This is a genomic window from Streptomyces sp. NPDC050997 (genome assembly GCF_040660135.1).
In the GTDB taxonomy this organism is placed as follows: Bacteria; Actinomycetota; Actinomycetes; order Streptomycetales; family Streptomycetaceae; genus Streptomyces.
In genome coordinates this window covers 58,732-77,856 of record NZ_JBFAGK010000008.1, presented here as the reverse complement: position 1 = coordinate 77,856, position 19,125 = coordinate 58,732, and the positions used below count along the sequence as shown (strand labels likewise).

Genomic DNA, 19,125 nt, shown 5'->3' with positions numbered 1-19,125 from the left:
ACCTCCGAACCCCGCCCCCACGAGGACACGATGAGCAGCACCACCGGCACGACCACCGTCATCACCAACATCGCCACACTGGTCACCAACGATCCCTCCCTCGGTGACGGCTCCCCACTCGGTCTGATCCAGGACGCGGCCGTCGTCATCGACGGCGACCGCATCGCGTGGACCGGTGAATCAAGCAAAGCACCCACCACTGACAATCGGGTCGACGCCGGCGGCCGGGCGGTCCTCCCCGGCTTCGTCGACTCCCACTCCCACCTGGTCTTCGCGGGCGACCGGACGCAGGAGTTCAACGCCCGGATGTCGGGGCGCCCGTACAGCGCGGGCGGCATCCGTACGACGGTCTTGGCGACCCGCGCGGCGACGGACAGCGAACTGGAGACCAACCTCACCCGCTACCTCGACGAAGCCCTCCGCCAGGGCACGACCACCTTCGAGACCAAGTCCGGCTACGGACTGACTGTCGCCGACGAGTCCCGCGCCCTGCGTATCGCGGCCGCCCACACCGACGAGGTCACCTACCTAGGCGCCCACATCGTCTCCCCCGACTACGCCGACGACCCCGCCGCGTACGTCGCCCTCGTCACCGGCGAGATGCTCGACGCCTGTGCCCCGTACGCCCGTTGGATCGACGTCTTCTGCGAGAAGGGCGCCTTCGACGGCGACCAGGCCCGCGCGATCCTCACGGCGGGCAAGGCGAAGGGGCTCCACCCCCGCGTCCACGCCAACCAACTGTCGTACGGCCCCGGCGTCCAACTGGCGGTGGAGCTGGACGCGGCCAGCGCCGACCACTGCACCCACCTGACGGACGCGGACATCGACGCCCTGGCCGACGGCAACACGGTGGCGACGCTGCTCCCCGGCGCAGAGTTCTCCACCCGCGCCGAATGGCCGAACGCCCGCCGCCTCCTGGACGCCGGCGTGACCGTCGCCCTGTCCACCGACTGCAACCCGGGCTCGTCCTTCACCTCATCCGTGCCCTTCTGCATCGCCCTCGCGGTACGGGACATGGGGATGACCCCGGACGAGGCGGTGTGGTCCGCGACGGCGGGCGGGGCCCGGGCGCTGCGCCGTGAGGACGTCGGCCGCCTCACGCCGGGGGCGTACGCCGACCTGACCCTGCTCGACGCCCCGAGCCACGTTCACCTGGCCTACCGGCCGGGGGTTCCGCTGGTCAGCGGGGTGTGGCGGCGGGGCGCCCGTGTAGAAGGGTGAGCGTCAATTCATCTGACGTCACCGCTGGTATTCAAATGTATTCTTGCCCCATGACCGACACCACGATCAAGATCAGTGAATCGATAAGGGACCGCCTCCGCACGCTGGCGGAAGAGCGTGGCATGAGTACTCGGGCATACGTCGAGCGCGTCGTCGCCGCCACGCCCACCGAGGTCGAGCGGGCCGAGCGCACGGCCCGGGCCGTGGCATATGTGCGTACCCACCTGCGGGAGGACTTCACGGAGGGCGACGTGCATGAGGCGGAGGAATGGCGGGCGGCGATTGCCGCCGGTCAGGTGGGGAGCAGGAGGTGATCATTCTGGATCACACGGCGGTCCTCGCCCTCTGCCGCGGACATCGGCTGCTCTCCGGGCTGGCTGTCGTGGAGGTAGACGATCCGGCCCAGCGGGCGCACGTTCCCGCCCTGTGTCTCGTCGCGGCCAGTCTTGAACGTCCTGGCGTGGCAGCGCACGTCGGGGCCCTACCCGGTCTTGAGTTCCTGCCGCTCGATTTCGCGGGTACCGCCGCCGTCGAACAGGTCGTGTCCGAAGGGTTGGACTGGGCGTTCGGGCACGCGGTCTACGCAGCCGCCGCCGACAGTGTCGAGGGGCAGATCCTGACCGCGACGCCCGAGGTCTATGACGGTACGGGAGTGTGGGTCGTGGACATCGGGAAGCCGTGACGGCGCACGGAGAGATTGATCAGTCGGGGGTCGCGACGGGGAGCAGGCCTGACTTCACGCCGCGTATGAGGTGGGCCAACGGGGCGGTGGTGGTGGTGAGTTCGGTGTCGGGGGTGTCGCTTTCGCGGAGGTGGAGGGTGGTGGGGGTGGCGGCGAGTTCGACGCAGGTGTCGCCGTCACTGCCGTCGGAGAAGCTGGACTTCTGCCATTGCCTTGCTTGGGTCACGCGGGTCCTCACAGTTCCTTCGCCACACTGTGGATGAAATCCCGCGACTGCGCGGGAGCGAGTGACGCCTTGCTCACCTTGAGGAGCAAGGTCCGGAGCCGTTGCAGCTGGGCTTCGGCAACGATGGGACCCTTGTTCACGGGGGCATCGCGGAGCCCGGTATCCAGTCTTGGCACCGGACCGCCGAGGTACATCATCGCGGCTCCACCACCGGCGAAGTCGTCCTGGTCGACGGGGATGACGCGCACAGTGACGTCGTTCTGCTCGCTCAAGTCCAGCATCTGCCTGAGCTGGGCGCGAGCGACACGGCGGTTGGAGACGCGGATGCGTAGGGCGACTTCGTGGACGATCGCCTCGTACGGGGTGGGCTTGTCTCTTTCCAGGACCGCGCGTCGCCGCATCCGATGTTCGACCCGGGGTTCCAGCTCGCTCGCGGGTAGCCCCGGATTCATGTACGAGAACACCGCGCGAGCGTAGTCCGGCGTTTGGAGCATCCCTGGTACGTGGATGATGACCACGTCTCGCAGGAACGTCGCGTGGTGCTCCAGTTCGGCGACATCCAGAAACGGTGTCGACAGGACGCCCCGGAAGTCCTCCCACCAACCCCGTGTCCGATCGGTTGCCATCGCCACGAGGGCATCGAGCAACGCCTCATCGGTGCAGGCGTAGTGAGCGGCCAGCCGTCGAACGCGCTCCGCGCTCACGCCCGCGAAGCCGGCTTCCACCTGGCTGATCTGCGCCGACGTTGAGTTCAACAGCCCTGCTGCCTCCCGGGCCTTCAAACCGGCTGCCTCGCGCAGGCGGCGCAACTCGGTGCCCAGGCGCACCTGTCGTGCCGTGGGTTGGCTCCTTGGCGCCATGTACTCCTCCCCCCTCAACTGGCCTGCGCCCTGCCTCGTTCGGGTGTCAGATTACGGCATCGGCTTGCGTGAGGAAAAATTTTTGCTCTACCGTCAGTGACGCGACGCACACGCTGCGAAACGCCGGGACCTCGGAAGCGCACCACTCCGTCCTGCCACGACGGCTGCGGCATTGCCACCGCCCGCTACTCACCACCCGCCATCCCCCTGGAGCTGCCGCATGCCCGAAAACGAACCCGCACCCGCACCCGCACCCGCACCGTGGGAGTACTCCCTCTCCATCCCGAACGACCCCCGCGCCGTCACCATCTGCCGCCGCACCCTCCGTCTGATCCTCACCATGCACGGCCTCATCCGCCTCGCGGACACCGCCGAACTCCTCGCGACCGAGCTGGTCGCCAACGCCGTACTCCACACGAAGGGCCCCGCGACCCTCCGTGTCCGCTGGTCGGCGGGCGTGCTGCGGATCGGAGCCTGGGACGCGAACCCCGAACCGCCTGGACCCCCGGGCGAGTTGGCGAGCCTCACGGATGCGGAGGCGGGCAGAGGGCTCGCCCTGGTCCAAGCGTGCGCCGACGTCTGGGGCTGGCAGCCGCTCTCCAGATTCGGCAACCGGGGCAAGTACGTGGGGTGTGACCTGGTCGCCGCGTAGCTCGTTGATCGAGTCGGACAGAAAGGAGAGCCGATGGTCGGCTCGTCACACGAGGCGCTGCACCGGATCTTCCAGAAGGATCCCGCGCTGCTGACCCGTGCCCTGCAACACGTCTTACGCGTCCCCTTCCCCGAGCCCCGCGACTTCGCTGCGATGAACGTGGACCTCACCGAGGTCGAGCCGGTTGAGCGACGCGTGGACACGCTGCTTCGGGCGGAGACCGACGAGGGCGTCTACCTCTTGGTCGTCGAGTCCCAAGGCAAGCCGGACGAGAGGAAGCGTGGCAGTTGGCCGTACTACCTCAGCTACCTTCACGAGAAGTACCGCTGTGAACCGGTGCTCATCGTCATCACGCAGAACAGCGCCACCGCCCGCTGGGCGGCGGAGCCCATTCATCTCGGGGTGCGGGGGTGCCCTTCGCTGACGGTACGGCCATTCGTCCTGGGGCCGGACAACGTGCCGGTGATCGTCGACGAGCGGGAGGCCGAACGAGACGTACCCCTTGCGGTGCTTTCGGCGATGACACATGGCAAAGGCCCGCAGGCCGCCGCCATACTGGAATCCCTGGCAGCCGCCCTGCGGACCATCGACGCGGACACTGCCGCGGTCTTCGTGCAGTTCATCGACTCATGCCTGGCGGACCCCCAGGCCCAGCAGATGTGGAGGGACTTGATGACGACGATCCAGTACTTCTGGCGGCACCCGCTGGCCGAGCAGGTGCGCGAGGAAGGCCGGGAGGAAGGCAGGGAGGAAGGCCGCGAGGAAGGTCGGGAGGAAGGCCGGGAAGAGGGGCGTGCCTCGGAGAGGGCGCAGATGATCCTTCGCAGTCTCCGGTATCGCCGGATCGATGTCCCCGATTCCGTCCGCGAGCGCATCCTCTCCTCCACTGACATGGACGAACTCGAAACCTGGCTGGACCGTTCCTTCCAGGTCACCGACGCGGCGGATCTGTTCGGCGAAGGTTTCTGAGCCGTGACCGGGATCCAGTACTTCTGGCGGCACCCACTGGCCGAGCAGGTGCGCGAAGAGGGCCGCGAGGAAGGCCGGGAGGAGGGCCGGGAGGAAGGCCGGGAGGAGGGCCGGGAGGAAGGGCGGGCTCAGGAGCGGGCGGCTTTCATCCTGCGTACTCTCCAGTGGCGTCAGATCGACGTCCCCGGCCAAGTCCGCGACCGTGTCCTGTCCTGCACCGACATGGATGAGCTCGGCGCCTGGCTCGACCGCTCCCACCAGGTCGCCGACGCGTGGGAGCTGTTTGCCGACGGCTCTTGAGCCGAACGGCCACAGGCCCAGACTTCTCCTCGTCGGCGATGGCATCGGCGACAACTGCGACCCGGCCCACCCCGGGCCGGGTCGCCAAGTCACCGACAGCCGCGCTCGCCGTCACTCCTCGACGGTCAATCCCTTGCGCAGCTTCACCAGCGTGCGCGACAGCAGCCGGGACACGTGCATCTGCGAGATGCCGAGTTCGTCGCCGATCTCGGACTGGGTCATGCCCGCGACGAAACGCAGGGACAGGATCTTCCGGTCCCGCGAGGGAAGGCCGGCGATCAGCGGCTTCAACGACTCGACGTACTCGATGCCTTCGAGCCCGTGGTCCTCGTAGCCGATACGGTCCGCGAGGGCACCCTCGGCGTCGTCCTCCTCGGGCTGGGCGTCCAGCGACGAGGCGGTGTACGCGTTCGACGCGGCCATGCCCTCGACGACCTCGTCCTTCGAGAGGTCGAGACGCTCCGCGAGCTCCCCCACCGTCGGGGCGCGGTCGAGCTTCTGGGCCAGCTCGTCGCCGGCCTTGGCCAGGTCGAGCCGGAGCTCCTGAAGCCGGCGCGGGACGCGCACGGACCACGAGGTGTCGCGGAAGAAGCGCTTGATCTCGCCGACGATGGTTGGCATCGCGAAAGTGGGGAACTCCACTCCGCGGCTGAGTTCGAAGCGGTCGATCGCCTTGATCAGGCCGATGGTGCCGACCTGGATGATGTCCTCCATCGGCTCGCTGCGGGAGCGGAAGCGGGAGGCGGCGAACTTGACCAGGGCGAGGTTGAGTTCGACGAGCGTGTTGCGGACGTACGAGTACTCGTGGGTGCCCTCCTCCAGCGACTCGAGGCGCGCGAAGAGGGTCTTGGACAGTGCCCGCGCGTCGACCGGTCCCACCTCGGCGTAAGGCGGGATTTCCGGAAGCCCGGCGAGTACGTCGTCCTGCTCGATGGGATCCAGATGTTCCGGAGGGGGTGTCGACGTCGACTCATGGGTATGCGATGCGTCGAGCCGGGGTGACATGATGTCCTCCATCGTTCTCGGCATATGGCTGCCGAAGCCAGTTTGTGCACTGCGGTGTGCGGCGCCTCCAAAGCCGGCCGTGTCGAGTACGTGTCTCTACATAGCCCTACCCGGTTTCCCGAGGCCACCGCAAGTGCATTATGTGTGATTATGTCCGTTTGCGTGTGATTGTTCGGGTGTCGGAGGCTGTGGAGAAGGCGTAGTGTTCGGGGGCGTCAGTCAGCAGCCACGACGTCGGGAGAGAAGTCGGCATGGACCGCGGGACAGTCGGCAGCGCACAGTCGGGCCGGCTTCTGGTCGAGGTTCGGGAAGCGGGCTCTAGTGCCGTCGTGACCCCGGCGGGTGAGTTGGATCACCACACCGCCGATTTGTTGCGCGAGCCGCTTGAGGCCTGCCTTGCCAAGGGATTCAGTCGACTGGTGGTCGACTGCTCGGGCCTGGAGTTCTGCGACTCCACCGGGCTGAACGTGCTGCTGGGAGCGCGACTGAAGGCGGAGGCGGCCGGGGGTGGAGTGCATCTGGCGGGGATGCTGCCTGTGGTTTCGCGGGTCTTCGAGATCACGGGGGCGGATGCGGTCTTCACTGTCCATGACACCCTGGAAGCGGCCCTGGCCGGCGTACCGGACGAGGCCGACGAGTCCGGCTGAGCCGCCGGGCCGGGTCTGGGGACGCCTCGCTCGTCCCCCTGTGACCGGCGCTTTCCGGGCGTCACGCCCTCCGTGTCGAAATACGGGGGTGTTCGCACGGTCCGGTCGGGCAGGAGACATCCGTACCCGCTCTGCGGGTACCGGCCGGATGTACCGACTGAGTAGTGATGTTTTGAATCGTGAACTGGTGAATCGGTGAGGTGAAGCGCTGATGAGCATCACCCGGCCTAACCCGCCGGGCGACCGCGGTCCGGAGCCCAGCGGCGCTTCCGGGACGTCCGAGGGGGGCGTGCCCTCGAGCGGGGCGTCCGACGGGGGCGGGGCCGTGTCGTCAGGGGGGCGTCAGGTGCGCGGGCTGAGCTTCGAAGGGCAGAGCGGTGTCGTCCCGCTCGCCCGCGACTTCACCCGCCAGGCGTTGCACGCGTGGGGCTGGTTGCCCGCCGCCGGCGCCGACCAGCGGGCCGCCGCCGAGGATGTCCTGCTCGTCGTCTCCGAGCTGGTCACCAACGCCTGTCTGCACGCCGAGGGGCCGGACGAACTGCGGATCACCTGCGACAACAAGGTGATCCGCCTCGAGGTCTCCGACAAGGGCACCGGCCAGCCGTCGCCGCGCACCCCGCACCGCGCCGGACGCCCCGGCGGCCACGGCATGTTCATCGTGCAGCGGCTGTGCCTGGACTGGGGTGTGGTGCGTAGCCCAGAGGCCGCGGGCAAGACGGTGTGGGCCGAGCTCGGGGCGCCCGCGTGAATCCGGCAACGAGGTTCGCGACGATTCTCGCCTTGAGCTCCGCATGAGCCCTGCCATGGGTCCCGCCTTGAGCTCCGCCATGAGCCCCGCCTAGGGGTTACCCACGGTTCGACCCCTTCTTCGTACGTCACGTCACCCGCGCCGGATCGCCACAGATCCGGCGCTTCCTTTGTCTTCCTTCCTCTGGAGCCCGGGCGTACCTTGACGGCCGATCTGATGTGCCGTCAGGAACGCGTTCAGGAACGCCTTCAGGAATGAGGGGACAGTGTCGAACCGGACGTACCAGAAACGAACCGTCGCGCTCGCGTCCGCCGCGGCCCTGGCCGGCTCGGCGGTGCTGATGGCCGCCCCCGCGGCCCACGCCGAGGTCGTCGACGTCAACTACCGGTGCGAGACACCGATCGGCGTCAAGTCCGCCCTCTCGCCCATCGACATCAAGGGCGTCAAGAGCGGCGGCGGCTACAAGGTCACCATGTCGTGGCAGAAGGGTGTCTCCTCCAGCCCGGTCGAACTGGGCAAGGGGTCGATGAACCCGAGCGCCACCATCAAGCTGGGCGGCGCGGACAGCGGCACGCTGACCGTCACCGGCCCCGCCAACCAGGCCGCGATTCCCGCGAGCACCCCCATCAAGATCAACGACCTGTCGGGCACGTACACCCCGAAGAAGTCCGGCAAGGTCACCTTCACGGCGGGCGTGCTCACCATCAAGGCGCTGGGTACGACGACGACCTGCACGCCGACCAACAGCCCGCAGCCGTCGCTGTCCCTGGACGTGACGGCGGCGGGCGGGAGCTCCTCTGGGGGCACCCAGAGCGCCGACGGCGACTCCGGGACCGAACTCCCGCAGACCGGCCCCGAGGACTCCGTGGTCGCCCTCGGCACGCTCGGCGGCACGGTGCTGCTCGCGGGCGCGGCGGGCACGCTGTGGCTGACCCGGAGGAACCAGGCGGCCCGCCGCTGACCGCGTCCGCGGACGACCGTCGTCGTCAGCATCCGCACCTGCCCCGCCGCTGGAGCCGCCCGATGCCGTCCACCGACCGTGCCCTCAGCGCCCTGTGCCTGCCCCTCCGGCCCCTCCGGCCCCTCCTGACGCTGCTCGGCGCCGCTCCGGCCGCCACGGCCGCCGACGGCTGGTCCGTCGCGCCGTCCGGCGGCGGCCGACCCGCCTGCTGCGCGGAGGGCGCGCCCGGGGCGGTCCTCCAGGACACCGCCCTCGGATCAGCGCGGTTCGTGCCGTGGGGCGCGTCGGCGGGCGCCGGGGGAGCGATGCCGGCGGGCGGTGCCTTCTTCGTCGTACGACGCCGTGGGTGCCGTGGGCTCGGTGCGGGTCGTGGCGACGAAGGTGGCGCTATGCCCGAAGTGCCGTGGGCGGAAGCCGAGTTGACGGGAGCGACGACGTGAGCGGGAAGCTGCGGATCCCGGCGCTGGCGATGGTGCTCGCGCTGCTCCTGCTGCCCCTGGCGGGCAGCGCGGACGCGGCCGACAGGCCGAGCGTGAAGCTGTCCACCTCGCAGGCGGGCACCGGGGGTTCGATCACCGTCACCGGCGGCGGCTGGCGGGAGCGGGCGCTGCTGATGATCCTGATCTGCGGGCAGGCCGTGCCGTCCCGGGGTGTGGTCGGCGGCACCAACTCCTGTGCCAACGCGGACGGCCGGGCCGTGACGACCGACGGGAAGGGCCGGTTCAGCCGGAAGCTGCCGGTCGCCGAGCCGCCGGTGCCCTGTCCGTGTGTGGTGCACGTGGCGACGGTGACCGGGGCTCAGGCCCAGGCCGACGCGATCTTCCAGGTGGCCGGACACGCGGTCGAGCCGCTGCCCACCGAGCCGGCCGGCGGCCGCCTGTCGGTGCTCACGGACACCCGGCTCGACGGCTCCAGTGGGCTGCTGACCTGGTTCGGAGCGCCGCCCTCCCGCACCCTCGACCTCACCGTCGGCAACGTCGGCACCTCCGCCGTCAAGGACCCCGTCTTCCAGGTCGGCACCGCCCACGGTGTGTTCGCCCCGCAGTGGGAGGAACAGCAGTGGCGCGGCACGCTCCAGCCCGGCGGGAAGGCACGGATCAAGCTGCCCGTCGAGCTGGGGGCCGGTGCGCACGGCGACTACACGGTCTCGCTGAAGTACGGCGGGAAGGTCCTCGCCGAGCAGCACTGGGACGTGGGCCGGCCCTGGGGCGTGACCCTGTTCTGGATCCTGGTCTGCCTGGTCGTGCCGGCCGCGCTGTTCCGCGCCGGGATGGCGGTGGTGGACCGGGTCCGGCCGCGCCGCGCGGGCGGGATCCGGCACCGCGGCCTCAGACTGCCCGAACTCCCGCTGCGCCTGCCCGGGTCGAAGACCTCCGGTGCCTCCGGACCGAAGGCCCGCGGTGTCTTCGGACCGAAGGCCCGCGGTGCTTCCGGACCGAAGGCTCCCGAGCGGCCGCCCCCCTCCGCTTCGGCCCTGCCGTGGTTCACCCCGGACGCCGGTCCGGGCACGGCCGGTCGGCTCTCCGCACCGCACGACGACAGTCCGACGAGTCCTACGACTCCCACCACGAAGGGACCCACGTGAGCGAGCGAAGGAGAGTCATACCGGCCCACGGGCCGAGAAGAGCGGGCGCGGCGGGCCTCGTGCTGGTGCTCGGCGGGGCGGGCGCGCTGCTCGGGGTGACCGCGGGGTCCGCGCAGGCCGCCGAGGTGTCGTACGCGACCCGCTGCGTGCCGCCCGCCGCCGCGGGCCTGCCTCCCGTCGACGGCACCACCAAGGCGGAGATCACCGCGCCGGCCACCGCGAAGGTCGGCGACGAGGTCGAGGTGGTGTGGAAGTTCGTGCAGGCCGCCTCGAAGAACCCCGACCTGATCGACCTGCCCGCGAACTCCGTCCAGCCGTCCGGCACGTTGAAGGCGGCCGGCGCGCAGACCACCGCCGTCGCCATGGAGGGGCCGCGGGAGAACCCGGCGATCCCCAAGGGCGGGGACATGGTGCTGTCCGACATGAAGGGCAAACTGAAGCTGACGGCGCCGGGCCAGGTCACGCTGACGCCGGACGCGTACGACGTCAACGTCATGACGACGGACACCAAGTGCGCGCCCACGGCGGCGGTGCAGTCGGCCGCGACCATCAACGTGACGGCGGGGGACGGCACTTCGACGACCAGCCCGACTCCCACCGGGACCGGCACCGGCTCCCCGACGCCGACCGGCACCCCGACCACCACCCCGACGAGCACGCCGAGCGCCACCGAGAGCGGGGACGACGGGACCGGGCAGACCGACTTCACCGGCAAGGAGGTCCAGGTGCCGTACGCCTGCAAGACGCCCATCGGCAACAAGAACGCGACCTCGCCCGTGCAGATCAACGCGAAGAAGAACGGCGGGAGTTACGACCTCACCGTCCGGTTCAAGGGGTCGGTGATGGACAGCCCGGCCCCCATTCCCAAGGACTCGGTCAAGCCGTCGATGGAGGTGGTCCTCGGCGGTGCCGACAAGGGCACGGTGCATGTGGAGGGCCCGACCAACGCGGAGGACATCAAGGCCGGTGACCCGATGACGATCCCGGACCTGAAGGGCACGTACAAACCGGGTGCGAGCGGCGAGTCCACGCTGTCGCCGGGCGTCCTGACGGTCAAGGCCCTCGGCACCACCACGACCTGCACCCCGACCAAGTCGGAGGTCTCCCTCACGCTGGACACCGCCGAGCAGGCGAGCGGCGCGTCCGGCGGTGGCTCGGCCGGCTCCTCGGGCTCGGGCGGCACCTCCGGTACGACGTCCGGTGGCGGCCTGGCCGAGACCGGCGCCGAGTCGGACGGCGCCCTCAAGGCCCTCGGCCTGGTGGCCGGGACAGCGGTACTGCTGGGGGGCGCGGTGTTCACGTTCATGCCGGGACGGCGGAGGTTGCGCTGACCCACCCGGGGCCGCGACGCGTGGAGGGCCACCGCACCGGGCAGGTGCGATGGCCCTCCACGCGTCAGGCCGGGCCGACAGGCCTCAGTGGACGTCACCCATCAGGGACTTCACCTTGCGGCGGTACATCCACACCGCCACGCCGGCGAGGGCGGCGAGGACCGCCTCCCCGAGGACGGCGGGGGTGCCGCCGAGGTCGACACCGGCGATCGCCGGGTTGGAGAGAAGGCTCGTGACCGAGTCGCCCGCGGTGACCGCGAGGAACCACACGCCCATCATCTGGCTGGCGTACTTGGCCGGGGCCATCTTCGTGGTCACCGACAGACCGACCGGGGAGAGGCACAGCTCGCCGACGGTCTGGATGAAGTAGATGCCCACCAGCCACATCGGGCTGACCGCGGTGCCGTTCGACGACATGCCCAGCGGGATGAGGAAGAAGAAGAACGAGACACCGATCAGGACCAGCGCCATCGCGAACTTCACGATGGTGCTGGGCTCCTTGCCCTCGCGGTTGAGCCACAGCCAGACGAAGGCGAAGACCGGGGCCAGCGCCATGATGAACAGCGGGTTCAGGGACTGGTACCAGGAGGACGGGAAGTCGAAGCCGAGCAGTGAGCCCGCCGCCTTGCCCTCACCGAACGCCTGGACGGTGGACGCGCCCTGGTCGTAGATCATCCAGAACACGGCGGCCGCGACGAAGAACCAGATGTACGCGGTCATCTTCGACTGCTCGGTACCCGAGAGGTCCTTGTCCCGCTTGATGCGCAGCAGCACGCCCGCCGGCACGATCAGACCGATGACCGTGAGCGGGATCATCGCCCAGTTCAGGGTGAAGTGGCCGGTGACGCCGACGACGCCGTAGAACACGGCCGCCGCGATCACCCAGAGCAGGCCCTTGCGCAGCCAGGCGACGCGCTCCTCGGACGCCAGCGGCTTGGGGACGAGGCTGCTGCGCGGGCTCAGGTTGCGGGTGCCGAGCAGGAACGCGGCGAGACCGATCGCCATACCGACCGCGGCCATGCCGAAGCCGAGGTGCCAGTTGACCTCCTGGCCGACGGTGCCGATGGCCAGCGGGGCGAAGAACGCGCCCGCGTTGATGCCCATGTAGAAGATCGTGAAGCCGCCGTCGCGGCGCGGGTCCTCGGGGCCGTCGTACAGGTGGCCCACCATCGTGGAGATGTTGGCCTTGAGCAGACCGGAACCGGCCGCGACCAGTGCCAGGCCCGCGAAGAACGGTGCCTGACCGCCGGGCAGCGCCAGCACGAGGTGGCCGACCATGATGGTGACGGCGGCGATGGCCACCGTCTTGCGTGGGCCCCAGACGCGGTCACCGAGCCAGCCGCCGGGCATGGCGAGCAGGTACACCATCGCCGAGTAGACGGAGACGATCACCGTGGTGGTGGCCACGTCCATGGCCAGGCCGCCGCCCATGCTGCCCTTGCCGGCGCCGGGGCCGCCGGAGAGCAGATAGACGGTGAGCAGGGCCTTCATGCCGTAGTAGGAGAATCGCTCCCACATCTCGGTCATGAAGAGTGTGGCCAGTCCGCGGGGGTGGCCGAAGAAGGTCTTCCCGGACCCCGGGGTGCCCGGGTTGACCGAGTCCTTCGTCAGGCTGGACGCCATGGTCGATCCTTGCTGGGGGGATTTCCTTGGAGGCCGGTGGGTAGCCGGCCCGCACACAAAAGAGACCTTCAGCGTCAACTACTCGCCAAAGGTCCCCGCGGTGCTACAGGCTTTCATTCACCATACGGCAGGACAGTGCCGGAAATAAAAGGACTTGAGACACGGATCACAGGTAAGACGGGAACCTCGCACACTCTTTCCAAGGTCTCTACACCGTTCGCACCCCATAGGTAGAGGTTCACTCCATGGGGCCTCGCGGGTTCACACCATCGCGTCCGAAGGTAAGAACAACGGGCCGTCGATCACACCCCAGGTCCTGGCCTGCGCGGACTACCATCACCTCATGACCCGTGTACTGCTCGCCGAGGACGACGCGTCCATTTCGGAGCCGCTGGCCCGCGCACTGCGCCGGGAAGGGTACGAGGTCGAGGTGCGTGAGGACGGTCCCACCGCGCTCGACGCCGGAACGCAGGGCGGTGTCGACCTGGTCGTGCTCGACCTGGGTCTGCCCGGCATGGACGGCCTCGAAGTGGCCCGCCGGCTGCGCGCCGAGGGCCTCACCGTCCCGATCCTCATCCTGACCGCGCGCGCCGACGAGGTGGACACCGTCGTCGGCCTCGACGCGGGCGCCGACGACTACGTCACCAAGCCCTTCCGGCTCGCCGAACTGCTCGCCCGTGTCCGGGCCCTGCTCCGGCGCGGCGCCGCCGAGCCGGCCCAGCCGCCCGCCACCCACGGGGTGCGTATCGACGTCGAGTCGCACCGCGCCTGGATGGGCGACGAGGAGCTCCAGCTCACCGCCAAGGAGTTCGACCTGCTGCGGGTCCTCGTGCGGGACGCCGGCCGGGTCGTCACACGCGACCAGCTGATGCGGGAGGTCTGGGACACCACCTGGTGGTCGTCGACCAAGACGCTCGACATGCACATCTCCTGGCTGCGTAAGAAGCTCGGTGACGACGCGGCGAACCCCCGGTACATCGCCACGGTGCGTGGCGTGGGGTTCCGGTTCGAGAAGAGTTAGGCGCACCGTTCGTCGTAAAACAGGCGCACCGTTCGTCGTAAAGCTGCCCGGAGGGCCTCGTGCGTCGCCGTCTGATCCAGTCCACCCTCGCCGTGGTGCTCGTCGTGATCGCCGTGTTCGGGGTGTCCCTCGTCATCGTCGAGACCCGCACCATCAGCACCAGTGCGCAGGAGCGGGTGGACTCCGAGGCGCAGCGGCTGGCCAGCATCGTGGACAGCAGGCTGCTCACCTCGGCGACCGTGGACGCGAAGATCCTGCGTGACCAGGTGGCGCAGGATCGGTACGCCGTGATCCGGATCCCGGGGGAGCGCACCATCGAGGTCGGCACCCGGCTGCCCGGTGACGTGATCCAGGGCAGGGCCGACGGCGAGGAGGGCGAGACCGTCGTCGTCGAGGAGCCGCGTTCCTCGGTGACCCGGGAGGTCGGCCGGACCCTGCTGATCATCGGGCTGGTGGCGCTGCTCGCGGTGATCGCCGCCGTGCTGCTCGCCATCCGCCAGGCCAACCGGCTCGCCTCCCCGCTCACCGACCTCGCGGAGACCGCCGAACGCCTCGGCTCCGGCGACCCGCGCCCCCGGCACAAGCGCTACGGCGTCCCCGAGCTGGACCGGGTCGCCGACGTCCTCGACTCCTCCGCCGAGCGCATCGCCCGCATGCTCACCGCGGAACGCCGGCTCGCCGCCGACGCCTCCCACCAGCTCCGTACGCCGCTGACGGCCCTGTCCATGCGCCTGGAGGAGATCACCCTCACCGACGACCCGGACACGGTGAAGGAGGAGGCGAACGTGGCGTTGACGCAGGTGGAGCGCCTCACCGACGTGGTCGAACGGCTGCTCACCAACTCCCGCGACCCGCGCACCGGCTCCGCCGTCACCTTCGACCTCGACGAGGTCATCCAGCAGCAGCTCGCCGAGTGGCGCCCCGCCTACCGCAGCGCGGGCCGGGCCATCGTCAGCTCCGGGAAGCGGCACCTGACGGCGGTCGGTACCCCGGGGGCGGTCGCGCAGGTACTGGCCGCGCTGATCGAGAACTCCCTCATGCACGGCGGCGGCACGGTGGCGCTGCGCACCCGGGTCACCGGCAACCAGGCGGTGATCGAGGTCACGGACGAGGGGCCCGGGGTGCCCACCGACCTCGGGGCGCGGATCTTCGAGCGGGCGATCAGCGGCCGCAACTCCACGGGCATCGGCCTGGCGGTGGCCCGGGACCTGGCGGAGGCCGACGGGGGCCGCCTGGAGATGCTCCAGACCCTGCCCCCGGTGTTCGGCCTGTTCCTGTCACGTACGCCACTGCGGAAGACGGCGGCGACGGAGCCGGAGGACGGGGAACCGACGGTCCGCTGAGCGCGGCGAGGAGAGTCAGGCCTGCTGCTTCGCCGGGCGCTTCTTCGCGTCCGTCGTCAGGAACGATTCCGCGCTGGCCACCGCTTCCTTGGCCGGAAGTGTGCGGAAGACCCAGGTGCGGTACGACCAGAAGCGGAACAGGGTCGCGACGCCGATGCCGACGAACTTGAAGATGTTGCTCTGCAGCGAGCTGTCCCAGCCGAACCCGTAGGTCGCCGCGTAGAGCACGCCGTTCTCGATCACCAGGCCGACCGCGCTGAACAGCAGGAACAGGGAGAGTTCCTTGGTACGGCCGCTCTTGTCGCGGTCCCGGTAGGTGAAGTACCGGAAGCCGACATAGTTGAAGACGATGGCGACGACGGTCGCTATGACGCTCGCCCGCACCACCTGGAGGTCGGTCGAGTGCCGGACCAGGTTGAAGACGAGCAGGTTGACCAGCACTCCGGCACCGCCCACGGCGCCGAACTTGACGGCCTCACGCACGAGCCGGTCGACCCGTTGGCGCGCCGCACTGGCAGGCGCCGGAGGTGCCGCAGGAAGCCCCGAGGAACCACGTTCCATGGCTGTCCAGGCCCCCGTCCGTAGATTTCGTCAACTCAACCATGCTAACCATCCCCCCTTAGTGATCGCCTATGGGTGAGCTCTCAGGACGGCAAAGCCGGGCCGCGAGGGCTGGAAACCGGCCACCGCCGCGTGGCCGATACCCTAGGAGCGTGACGTTCCCGGTAGTCGGCATGGTCGGCGGGGGGCAGCTCGCTCGTATGACACACGAGGCGGGCATCCCGCTCGGCATCAGGTTCAAGCTCCTCAGTGACACCCCCCAGGATTCCGCGGCGCAGGTCGTGAGCGATGTCGTCATCGGCGACTACCGCGATCTCGACACGCTGCGTGACTTCGCGCGCGGGTGCGATGTGATCACCTTCGATCACGAACACGTACCCACCGAGCACCTCCGGGCGCTGGAGGCGGATGGCATTCCTGTCCGCCCCGGCCCGGACGCGCTCGTGCACGCCCAGGACAAGGGCGTGATGCGGGCGAGGCTCGACGCGATCGGGGTGCCGTGCCCACGGCACCGGATCGTGAGCGACCCGGCCGACGTGGCGGCCTTCGCGGCGGAAGGCCTCGCCGAAGGCGCCGAGGGGGACGGTTTCCCCGTCGTCCTCAAGACCGTCCGCGGCGGCTACGACGGCAAGGGCGTGTGGGTCGTCGACGACGTGACTGGGGCCCAGGAGCCCTTCCGCGCGGGCGTCGCCGTCCTCGCCGAGGAGAAGGTCGACTTCGCCCGGGAGCTCGCCGCCGACGTCGTACGCTCCCCGCACGGCCAGGCCGTGGCCTACCCGGTCGTCGAGTCCCGCCAGGTGAACGGCGTCTGCGACACGGTGATCGCGCCCGCTCCGGACCTGGACCCGACGCTGGCGCTGCGGGCCGAGGAGATGGCCCTGACCATCGCCAAGGAACTGGACGTCGTCGGGCACCTCGCCGTCGAGCTGTTCCAGACCCGCGACGGACGCATCCTCGTCAACGAGCTCGCGATGCGCCCGCACAACTCCGGCCACTGGTCGATGGACGGGGCGATCACGTCCCAGTTCGCCAACCACGTCCGCGCGGTCCTCGACCTCCCGCTCGGCGACCCGCGCCCGCGTGCCCCGTGGACGGTCATGGTCAACGTGCTCGGCGGCGACTACCCGGACATGTACTCCGCGTACCTGCACTGCATGGCCCGCGACCCCCAGCTGAAGATCCACATGTACGGCAAGGACGTGAAGCCCGGCCGTAAGGTCGGTCACGTCAACACCTACGGCGACGACCTGGACGACGTGCTGGAGCGCGCCCGTCACGCTGCCGGCTACCTGAGAGGCACGATCACCGAATGAGCCCCGCCCACCCGTCGCCCGACCACCACCCCTCAACGAGCGCTGACGCGCGCTCTGTTCCATTGGTTGGCATCGTCATGGGTTCGGACTCCGACTGGCCCGTCATGGAGGCCGCCGCCCAGGCCCTCGACGAGTTCGAGATCCCGTACGAGGTGGACGTCGTCTCCGCGCACCGGATGCCCCGCGAGATGATCACGTACGGGGAGCAGGCCGCCGAGCGCGGGCTGAAGGTCATCATCGCCGGTGCCGGCGGCGCGGCCCATCTGCCCGGGATGCTCGCGTCCGTGACGCCGCTGCCGGTGATCGGCGTTCCCGTCCCGCTGAAGTACCTCGACGGCATGGACTCGTTGCTGTCCATCGTGCAGATGCCGGCCGGTGTCCCGGTCGCCACGGTCTCCGTCGCCGGCGCGCGCAACGCGGGCCTGCTCGCGGCCCGGATCCTGGCGACGCACGACGAGGAACTCCTCGTCCGGATGCGGGAGTTCCAGCAGGAGCTGAACGACCAGGCCACCGAGAAGGGCAAGCGGCTGCGCGCCAAGGTCGAGGGGTCGGGCAACGGCTTCGGCTTCGGGAAGTGACCCCGGTGACCCCGGCGACCCCGATCACCCCGGTGACTTCGGCGACCTCGCTGGACGAAGCCCGGGAGCTGCTGCGGGAGTTCCCCGTGGTCGACGGGCACAACGACCTCCCGTGGGCGCTGCGCGAACAGGTCCGCTACGACCTCGACGCCCGCGACATCGCCACCCACCAGGGCGCCCACCTGCACACCGACATCCCCCGTCTGCGGGCGGGCGGGGTCGGCGCGCAGTACTGGTCGGTGTACGTGCGCTCGGACCTGCCCGACCCGGTCCCGGCGACGCTGGAACAGATCGACTGCGTACGGCAGTTGCTGGCCCGCTACCCGCGGGACCTGCGCCCCGCGCTGACGGCGGCGGACATGACGGCGGCGCGTGGCGAGGGCCGTATCGCCTCGCTCATGGGCGCGGAGGGCGGCCACTCGATCGCCGACTCCCTCGCCACGCTGCGCGGGTTGTACGCCCTCGGTGTCCGCTACCTGACCCTCACCCACAACGACAACGTGGCATGGGCGGACTCCGCGACCGACAGGCCCCGCGTCGGCGGTCTTTCGGCCTTCGGCCGTGAGGTCGTGCGGGAGATGAACCGCGAGGGCATGCTGGTCGACCTCTCGCACGTGGCGGCCACGACGATGCGGGACGCGCTGGACACCTCGTCCGCGCCGGTGATCTTCTCGCACTCCTCGTCCCGGGCGGTGTGCGACCATCCGCGCAACATCCCGGACGACGTGCTGGAACGCCTGCCCGTCAACGGCGGCGTGGCGATGGTGACGTTCGTCCCCAAGTTCGTACTCCAGGCGGCCGTGGACTGGACGGCGGCGGCCGACGAGAACATGCGCGCGCACGGCTTCCACCATCTCGCCACCACCCCGGAGGCGATGAAGGTGCACCGCGCCTTCGAGGAGAGCAACCCGCGTCCGATCGCGACGGTCGCCACGGTCGCGGACCACCTCGACCACATGCGTGAGGTCGCCGGCATCGACCACCTCGGCATCGGCGGCGACTACGACGGCACGGCGTTCACCCCGGACGGCCTCGGCGATGTCTCCGGTTACCCCAACCTGATCGCCGAACTCCTGGACCGCGGCTGGTCGAAGCCCGACCTGGTCAAGCTGACCTGGCAGAACGCGGTACGGGTCCTGGGCGCGGCGGAGGACGTGGCCCGCGACCTCCAGTCGACGCGGGGACCGTCCAACGCGACGATCGCGTCACTGGACGGCTGACCCTGGGGGCGCGGGGCCCTGCGGGCTGGCGGGCGTCAATCGCGCGTGATCGTGTAGCCGAGGCCTCGGACCGTCCTGATCAGCGACAGCTCGACCCGGGTGCCGTCCCGCCAGACCGCGCGGCGAGCCACGTCCACCGTGAGACCGCCGCGCAACAGTCGGCTCTCGTCGGCCCGGTCCCGTTCCAGCAGCTCCTGGAGACGCGCTACGGCCTCGGCGAGCGCGAACGGCTTGGTGACGTGCCCGTCGGTGCCCGCCATCACGCGGCGCACCGCGGCC

23 protein-coding genes are annotated in these 19,125 nt (G+C 69.9%); 17 read left to right on the top strand and 6 right to left on the bottom strand.

The window, feature by feature from the left end:
* Window positions 1-30 precede the first annotated feature (30 nt).
* From hutI to AB0H86_RS19960, 3 genes are read left to right on the top strand one after another with little or no spacing between them, the layout of a single operon-like run.
* On the top strand, window positions 31-1,221 hold the full coding sequence (hutI, locus tag AB0H86_RS19970; RefSeq protein WP_362439969.1) for an imidazolonepropionase: 1,191 nt from the start codon (window positions 31-33) through the stop codon (window positions 1,219-1,221).
* A gap of 50 nt (window positions 1,222-1,271) precedes the next feature.
* Window positions 1,272-1,535, top strand: a complete 264-nt coding sequence (locus tag AB0H86_RS19965) for a hypothetical protein (RefSeq protein ID WP_362439966.1) — start codon at window positions 1,272-1,274, stop codon at window positions 1,533-1,535.
* On the top strand, window positions 1,532-1,903 hold the full coding sequence (locus tag AB0H86_RS19960; protein ID WP_362439963.1) for a hypothetical protein: 372 nt from the start codon (window positions 1,532-1,534) through the stop codon (window positions 1,901-1,903). The genes AB0H86_RS19965 and AB0H86_RS19960 overlap by 4 nt, the downstream gene beginning before the upstream one ends.
* 19 nt (window positions 1,904-1,922) lie before the next feature.
* On the opposite strand, the gene AB0H86_RS19955 is transcribed toward AB0H86_RS19960, so the two are convergent.
* Both AB0H86_RS19955 and AB0H86_RS19950 read right to left on the bottom strand, forming a co-directional pair.
* Window positions 1,923-2,129 carry a DUF397 domain-containing protein gene (locus tag AB0H86_RS19955; RefSeq protein ID WP_362439960.1) on the bottom strand — a complete coding sequence of 69 codons (207 nt, stop codon included), beginning with the start codon at window positions 2,127-2,129 and terminating at the stop codon, window positions 1,923-1,925.
* Window positions 2,130-2,137: 8 nt separating this feature from the next.
* A complete protein-coding gene (locus AB0H86_RS19950) occupies window positions 2,138-2,989 on the bottom strand; it encodes a helix-turn-helix transcriptional regulator (RefSeq protein ID WP_362439957.1) in 852 nt (283 codons plus the stop codon).
* 220 nt (window positions 2,990-3,209) lie between these two features.
* On the opposite strand from AB0H86_RS19950, the gene AB0H86_RS19945 reads away from it, so the two are divergent.
* From AB0H86_RS19945 to AB0H86_RS19935, 3 genes are read left to right on the top strand one after another with little or no spacing between them, the layout of a single operon-like run.
* Complete coding sequence (locus tag AB0H86_RS19945) at window positions 3,210-3,641, top strand: ATP-binding protein (RefSeq protein ID WP_362439954.1); 432 nt, start codon at window positions 3,210-3,212, stop codon at window positions 3,639-3,641.
* Between the two features lie 33 nt (window positions 3,642-3,674).
* Entirely contained in the window at window positions 3,675-4,610 is a 936-nt protein-coding gene (locus tag AB0H86_RS19940; RefSeq protein WP_362439951.1) for a hypothetical protein, read from the top strand.
* Between the two features lie 3 nt (window positions 4,611-4,613).
* Window positions 4,614-4,910, top strand: a complete 297-nt coding sequence (locus tag AB0H86_RS19935) for a hypothetical protein (RefSeq protein ID WP_362439948.1) — start codon at window positions 4,614-4,616, stop codon at window positions 4,908-4,910.
* Window positions 4,911-5,021: 111 nt separating this feature from the next.
* Here the strand turns inward: AB0H86_RS19935 and AB0H86_RS19930 are convergent, their stop codons facing one another.
* On the bottom strand, window positions 5,022-5,915 hold the full coding sequence (locus tag AB0H86_RS19930) for an RNA polymerase sigma factor SigF (protein WP_362439945.1): 894 nt from the start codon (window positions 5,913-5,915) through the stop codon (window positions 5,022-5,024).
* 251 nt (window positions 5,916-6,166) lie between these two features.
* Between AB0H86_RS19930 and AB0H86_RS19925 the strand changes: the two genes are divergently transcribed.
* From AB0H86_RS19925 to AB0H86_RS19900, 6 genes are all read left to right on the top strand, one after another.
* Window positions 6,167-6,562 carry an STAS domain-containing protein gene (locus AB0H86_RS19925; RefSeq protein ID WP_362439942.1) on the top strand — a complete coding sequence of 132 codons (396 nt, stop codon included), beginning with the start codon at window positions 6,167-6,169 and terminating at the stop codon, window positions 6,560-6,562.
* Window positions 6,563-6,773: 211 nt separating this feature from the next.
* Window positions 6,774-7,310, top strand: coding sequence for an ATP-binding protein (locus AB0H86_RS19920; RefSeq protein ID WP_362439938.1), 537 nt, complete (start codon window positions 6,774-6,776; stop codon window positions 7,308-7,310).
* 265 nt (window positions 7,311-7,575) lie between these two features.
* Window positions 7,576-8,271, top strand: coding sequence for an LPXTG cell wall anchor domain-containing protein (locus tag AB0H86_RS19915; protein ID WP_362439936.1), 696 nt, complete (start codon window positions 7,576-7,578; stop codon window positions 8,269-8,271).
* 62 nt (window positions 8,272-8,333) lie between these two features.
* Complete coding sequence (locus AB0H86_RS19910) at window positions 8,334-8,711, top strand: hypothetical protein (RefSeq protein WP_362439933.1); 378 nt, start codon at window positions 8,334-8,336, stop codon at window positions 8,709-8,711.
* A complete protein-coding gene (locus tag AB0H86_RS19905) occupies window positions 8,708-9,856 on the top strand; it encodes a hypothetical protein (protein ID WP_362439930.1) in 1,149 nt (382 codons plus the stop codon). The genes AB0H86_RS19910 and AB0H86_RS19905 overlap by 4 nt, the downstream gene beginning before the upstream one ends.
* 65 nt (window positions 9,857-9,921) lie before the next feature.
* Window positions 9,922-11,187: a hypothetical protein gene (locus AB0H86_RS19900; RefSeq protein WP_362440653.1), complete on the top strand. Its 1,266-nt coding sequence runs from the start codon at window positions 9,922-9,924 to the stop codon at window positions 11,185-11,187.
* Between the two features lie 84 nt (window positions 11,188-11,271).
* On the opposite strand, the gene AB0H86_RS19895 is transcribed toward AB0H86_RS19900, so the two are convergent.
* Complete coding sequence (locus tag AB0H86_RS19895) at window positions 11,272-12,810, bottom strand: oligopeptide:H+ symporter (protein WP_362439927.1); 1,539 nt, start codon at window positions 12,808-12,810, stop codon at window positions 11,272-11,274.
* Window positions 12,811-13,153: 343 nt separating this feature from the next.
* Between AB0H86_RS19895 and AB0H86_RS19890 the strand changes: the two genes are divergently transcribed.
* The gene (locus AB0H86_RS19890; protein ID WP_356772541.1) at window positions 13,154-13,831 is read left to right on the top strand and encodes a response regulator transcription factor; all 678 of its coding nucleotides are present in this window, start codon (window positions 13,154-13,156) and stop codon (window positions 13,829-13,831) included.
* A gap of 59 nt (window positions 13,832-13,890) precedes the next feature.
* Window positions 13,891-15,174, top strand: coding sequence for an ATP-binding protein (locus AB0H86_RS19885; RefSeq protein ID WP_362439923.1), 1,284 nt, complete (start codon window positions 13,891-13,893; stop codon window positions 15,172-15,174).
* A 15-nt stretch (window positions 15,175-15,189) separates the two neighbouring features.
* Here AB0H86_RS19885 and AB0H86_RS19880 read toward each other — a convergent pair whose 3' ends face one another.
* Entirely contained in the window at window positions 15,190-15,735 is a 546-nt protein-coding gene (locus AB0H86_RS19880) for a GtrA family protein (RefSeq protein ID WP_362439920.1), read from the bottom strand.
* Window positions 15,736-15,887: 152 nt separating this feature from the next.
* On the opposite strand from AB0H86_RS19880, the gene AB0H86_RS19875 reads away from it, so the two are divergent.
* From AB0H86_RS19875 to AB0H86_RS19865, 3 genes are all read left to right on the top strand, one after another.
* The gene (locus AB0H86_RS19875; protein ID WP_362439918.1) at window positions 15,888-17,048 is read left to right on the top strand and encodes a 5-(carboxyamino)imidazole ribonucleotide synthase; all 1,161 of its coding nucleotides are present in this window, start codon (window positions 15,888-15,890) and stop codon (window positions 17,046-17,048) included.
* A gap of 77 nt (window positions 17,049-17,125) precedes the next feature.
* A complete protein-coding gene (gene purE / locus AB0H86_RS19870; protein ID WP_362439915.1) occupies window positions 17,126-17,626 on the top strand; it encodes a 5-(carboxyamino)imidazole ribonucleotide mutase in 501 nt (166 codons plus the stop codon).
* 32 nt (window positions 17,627-17,658) lie between these two features.
* Complete coding sequence (locus AB0H86_RS19865; RefSeq protein ID WP_362440650.1) at window positions 17,659-18,846, top strand: dipeptidase; 1,188 nt, start codon at window positions 17,659-17,661, stop codon at window positions 18,844-18,846.
* 35 nt (window positions 18,847-18,881) lie between these two features.
* Here the strand turns inward: AB0H86_RS19865 and AB0H86_RS19860 are convergent, their stop codons facing one another.
* Entirely contained in the window at window positions 18,882-19,106 is a 225-nt protein-coding gene (locus tag AB0H86_RS19860) for a hypothetical protein (protein WP_362439913.1), read from the bottom strand.
* Window positions 19,107-19,125 lie beyond the last annotated feature (19 nt).

Excerpts from the sequence above, each read along its gene's own strand:
- hutI (WP_362439969.1), top strand. The coding sequence starts at position 31 with ATGAGCAGCACCACCGGCACGACCACCGTCATCACCAACATCGCCACA.
- AB0H86_RS19965 (WP_362439966.1), top strand. The coding sequence starts at position 1,272 with ATGACCGACACCACGATCAAGATCAGTGAATCGATAAGGGACCGCCTC.
- AB0H86_RS19950 (WP_362439957.1), bottom strand. The coding sequence starts at position 2,989 with ATGGCGCCAAGGAGCCAACCCACGGCACGACAGGTGCGCCTGGGCACC.
- AB0H86_RS19945 (WP_362439954.1), top strand. The coding sequence starts at position 3,210 with ATGCCCGAAAACGAACCCGCACCCGCACCCGCACCCGCACCGTGGGAG.
- AB0H86_RS19940 (WP_362439951.1), top strand. The coding sequence starts at position 3,675 with ATGGTCGGCTCGTCACACGAGGCGCTGCACCGGATCTTCCAGAAGGAT.
- AB0H86_RS19930 (WP_362439945.1), bottom strand. The coding sequence starts at position 5,915 with ATGTCACCCCGGCTCGACGCATCGCATACCCATGAGTCGACGTCGACA.
- AB0H86_RS19925 (WP_362439942.1), top strand. The coding sequence starts at position 6,167 with ATGGACCGCGGGACAGTCGGCAGCGCACAGTCGGGCCGGCTTCTGGTC.
- AB0H86_RS19920 (WP_362439938.1), top strand. The coding sequence starts at position 6,774 with ATGAGCATCACCCGGCCTAACCCGCCGGGCGACCGCGGTCCGGAGCCC.
- AB0H86_RS19910 (WP_362439933.1), top strand. The coding sequence starts at position 8,334 with ATGCCGTCCACCGACCGTGCCCTCAGCGCCCTGTGCCTGCCCCTCCGG.
- AB0H86_RS19895 (WP_362439927.1), bottom strand. The coding sequence starts at position 12,810 with ATGGCGTCCAGCCTGACGAAGGACTCGGTCAACCCGGGCACCCCGGGG.
- AB0H86_RS19890 (WP_356772541.1), top strand. The coding sequence starts at position 13,154 with ATGACCCGTGTACTGCTCGCCGAGGACGACGCGTCCATTTCGGAGCCG.
- AB0H86_RS19880 (WP_362439920.1), bottom strand. The coding sequence starts at position 15,735 with ATGGAACGTGGTTCCTCGGGGCTTCCTGCGGCACCTCCGGCGCCTGCC.
- purE (WP_362439915.1), top strand. The coding sequence starts at position 17,126 with ATGGGTTCGGACTCCGACTGGCCCGTCATGGAGGCCGCCGCCCAGGCC.
- AB0H86_RS19860 (WP_362439913.1), bottom strand. The coding sequence starts at position 19,106 with ATGGCGGGCACCGACGGGCACGTCACCAAGCCGTTCGCGCTCGCCGAG.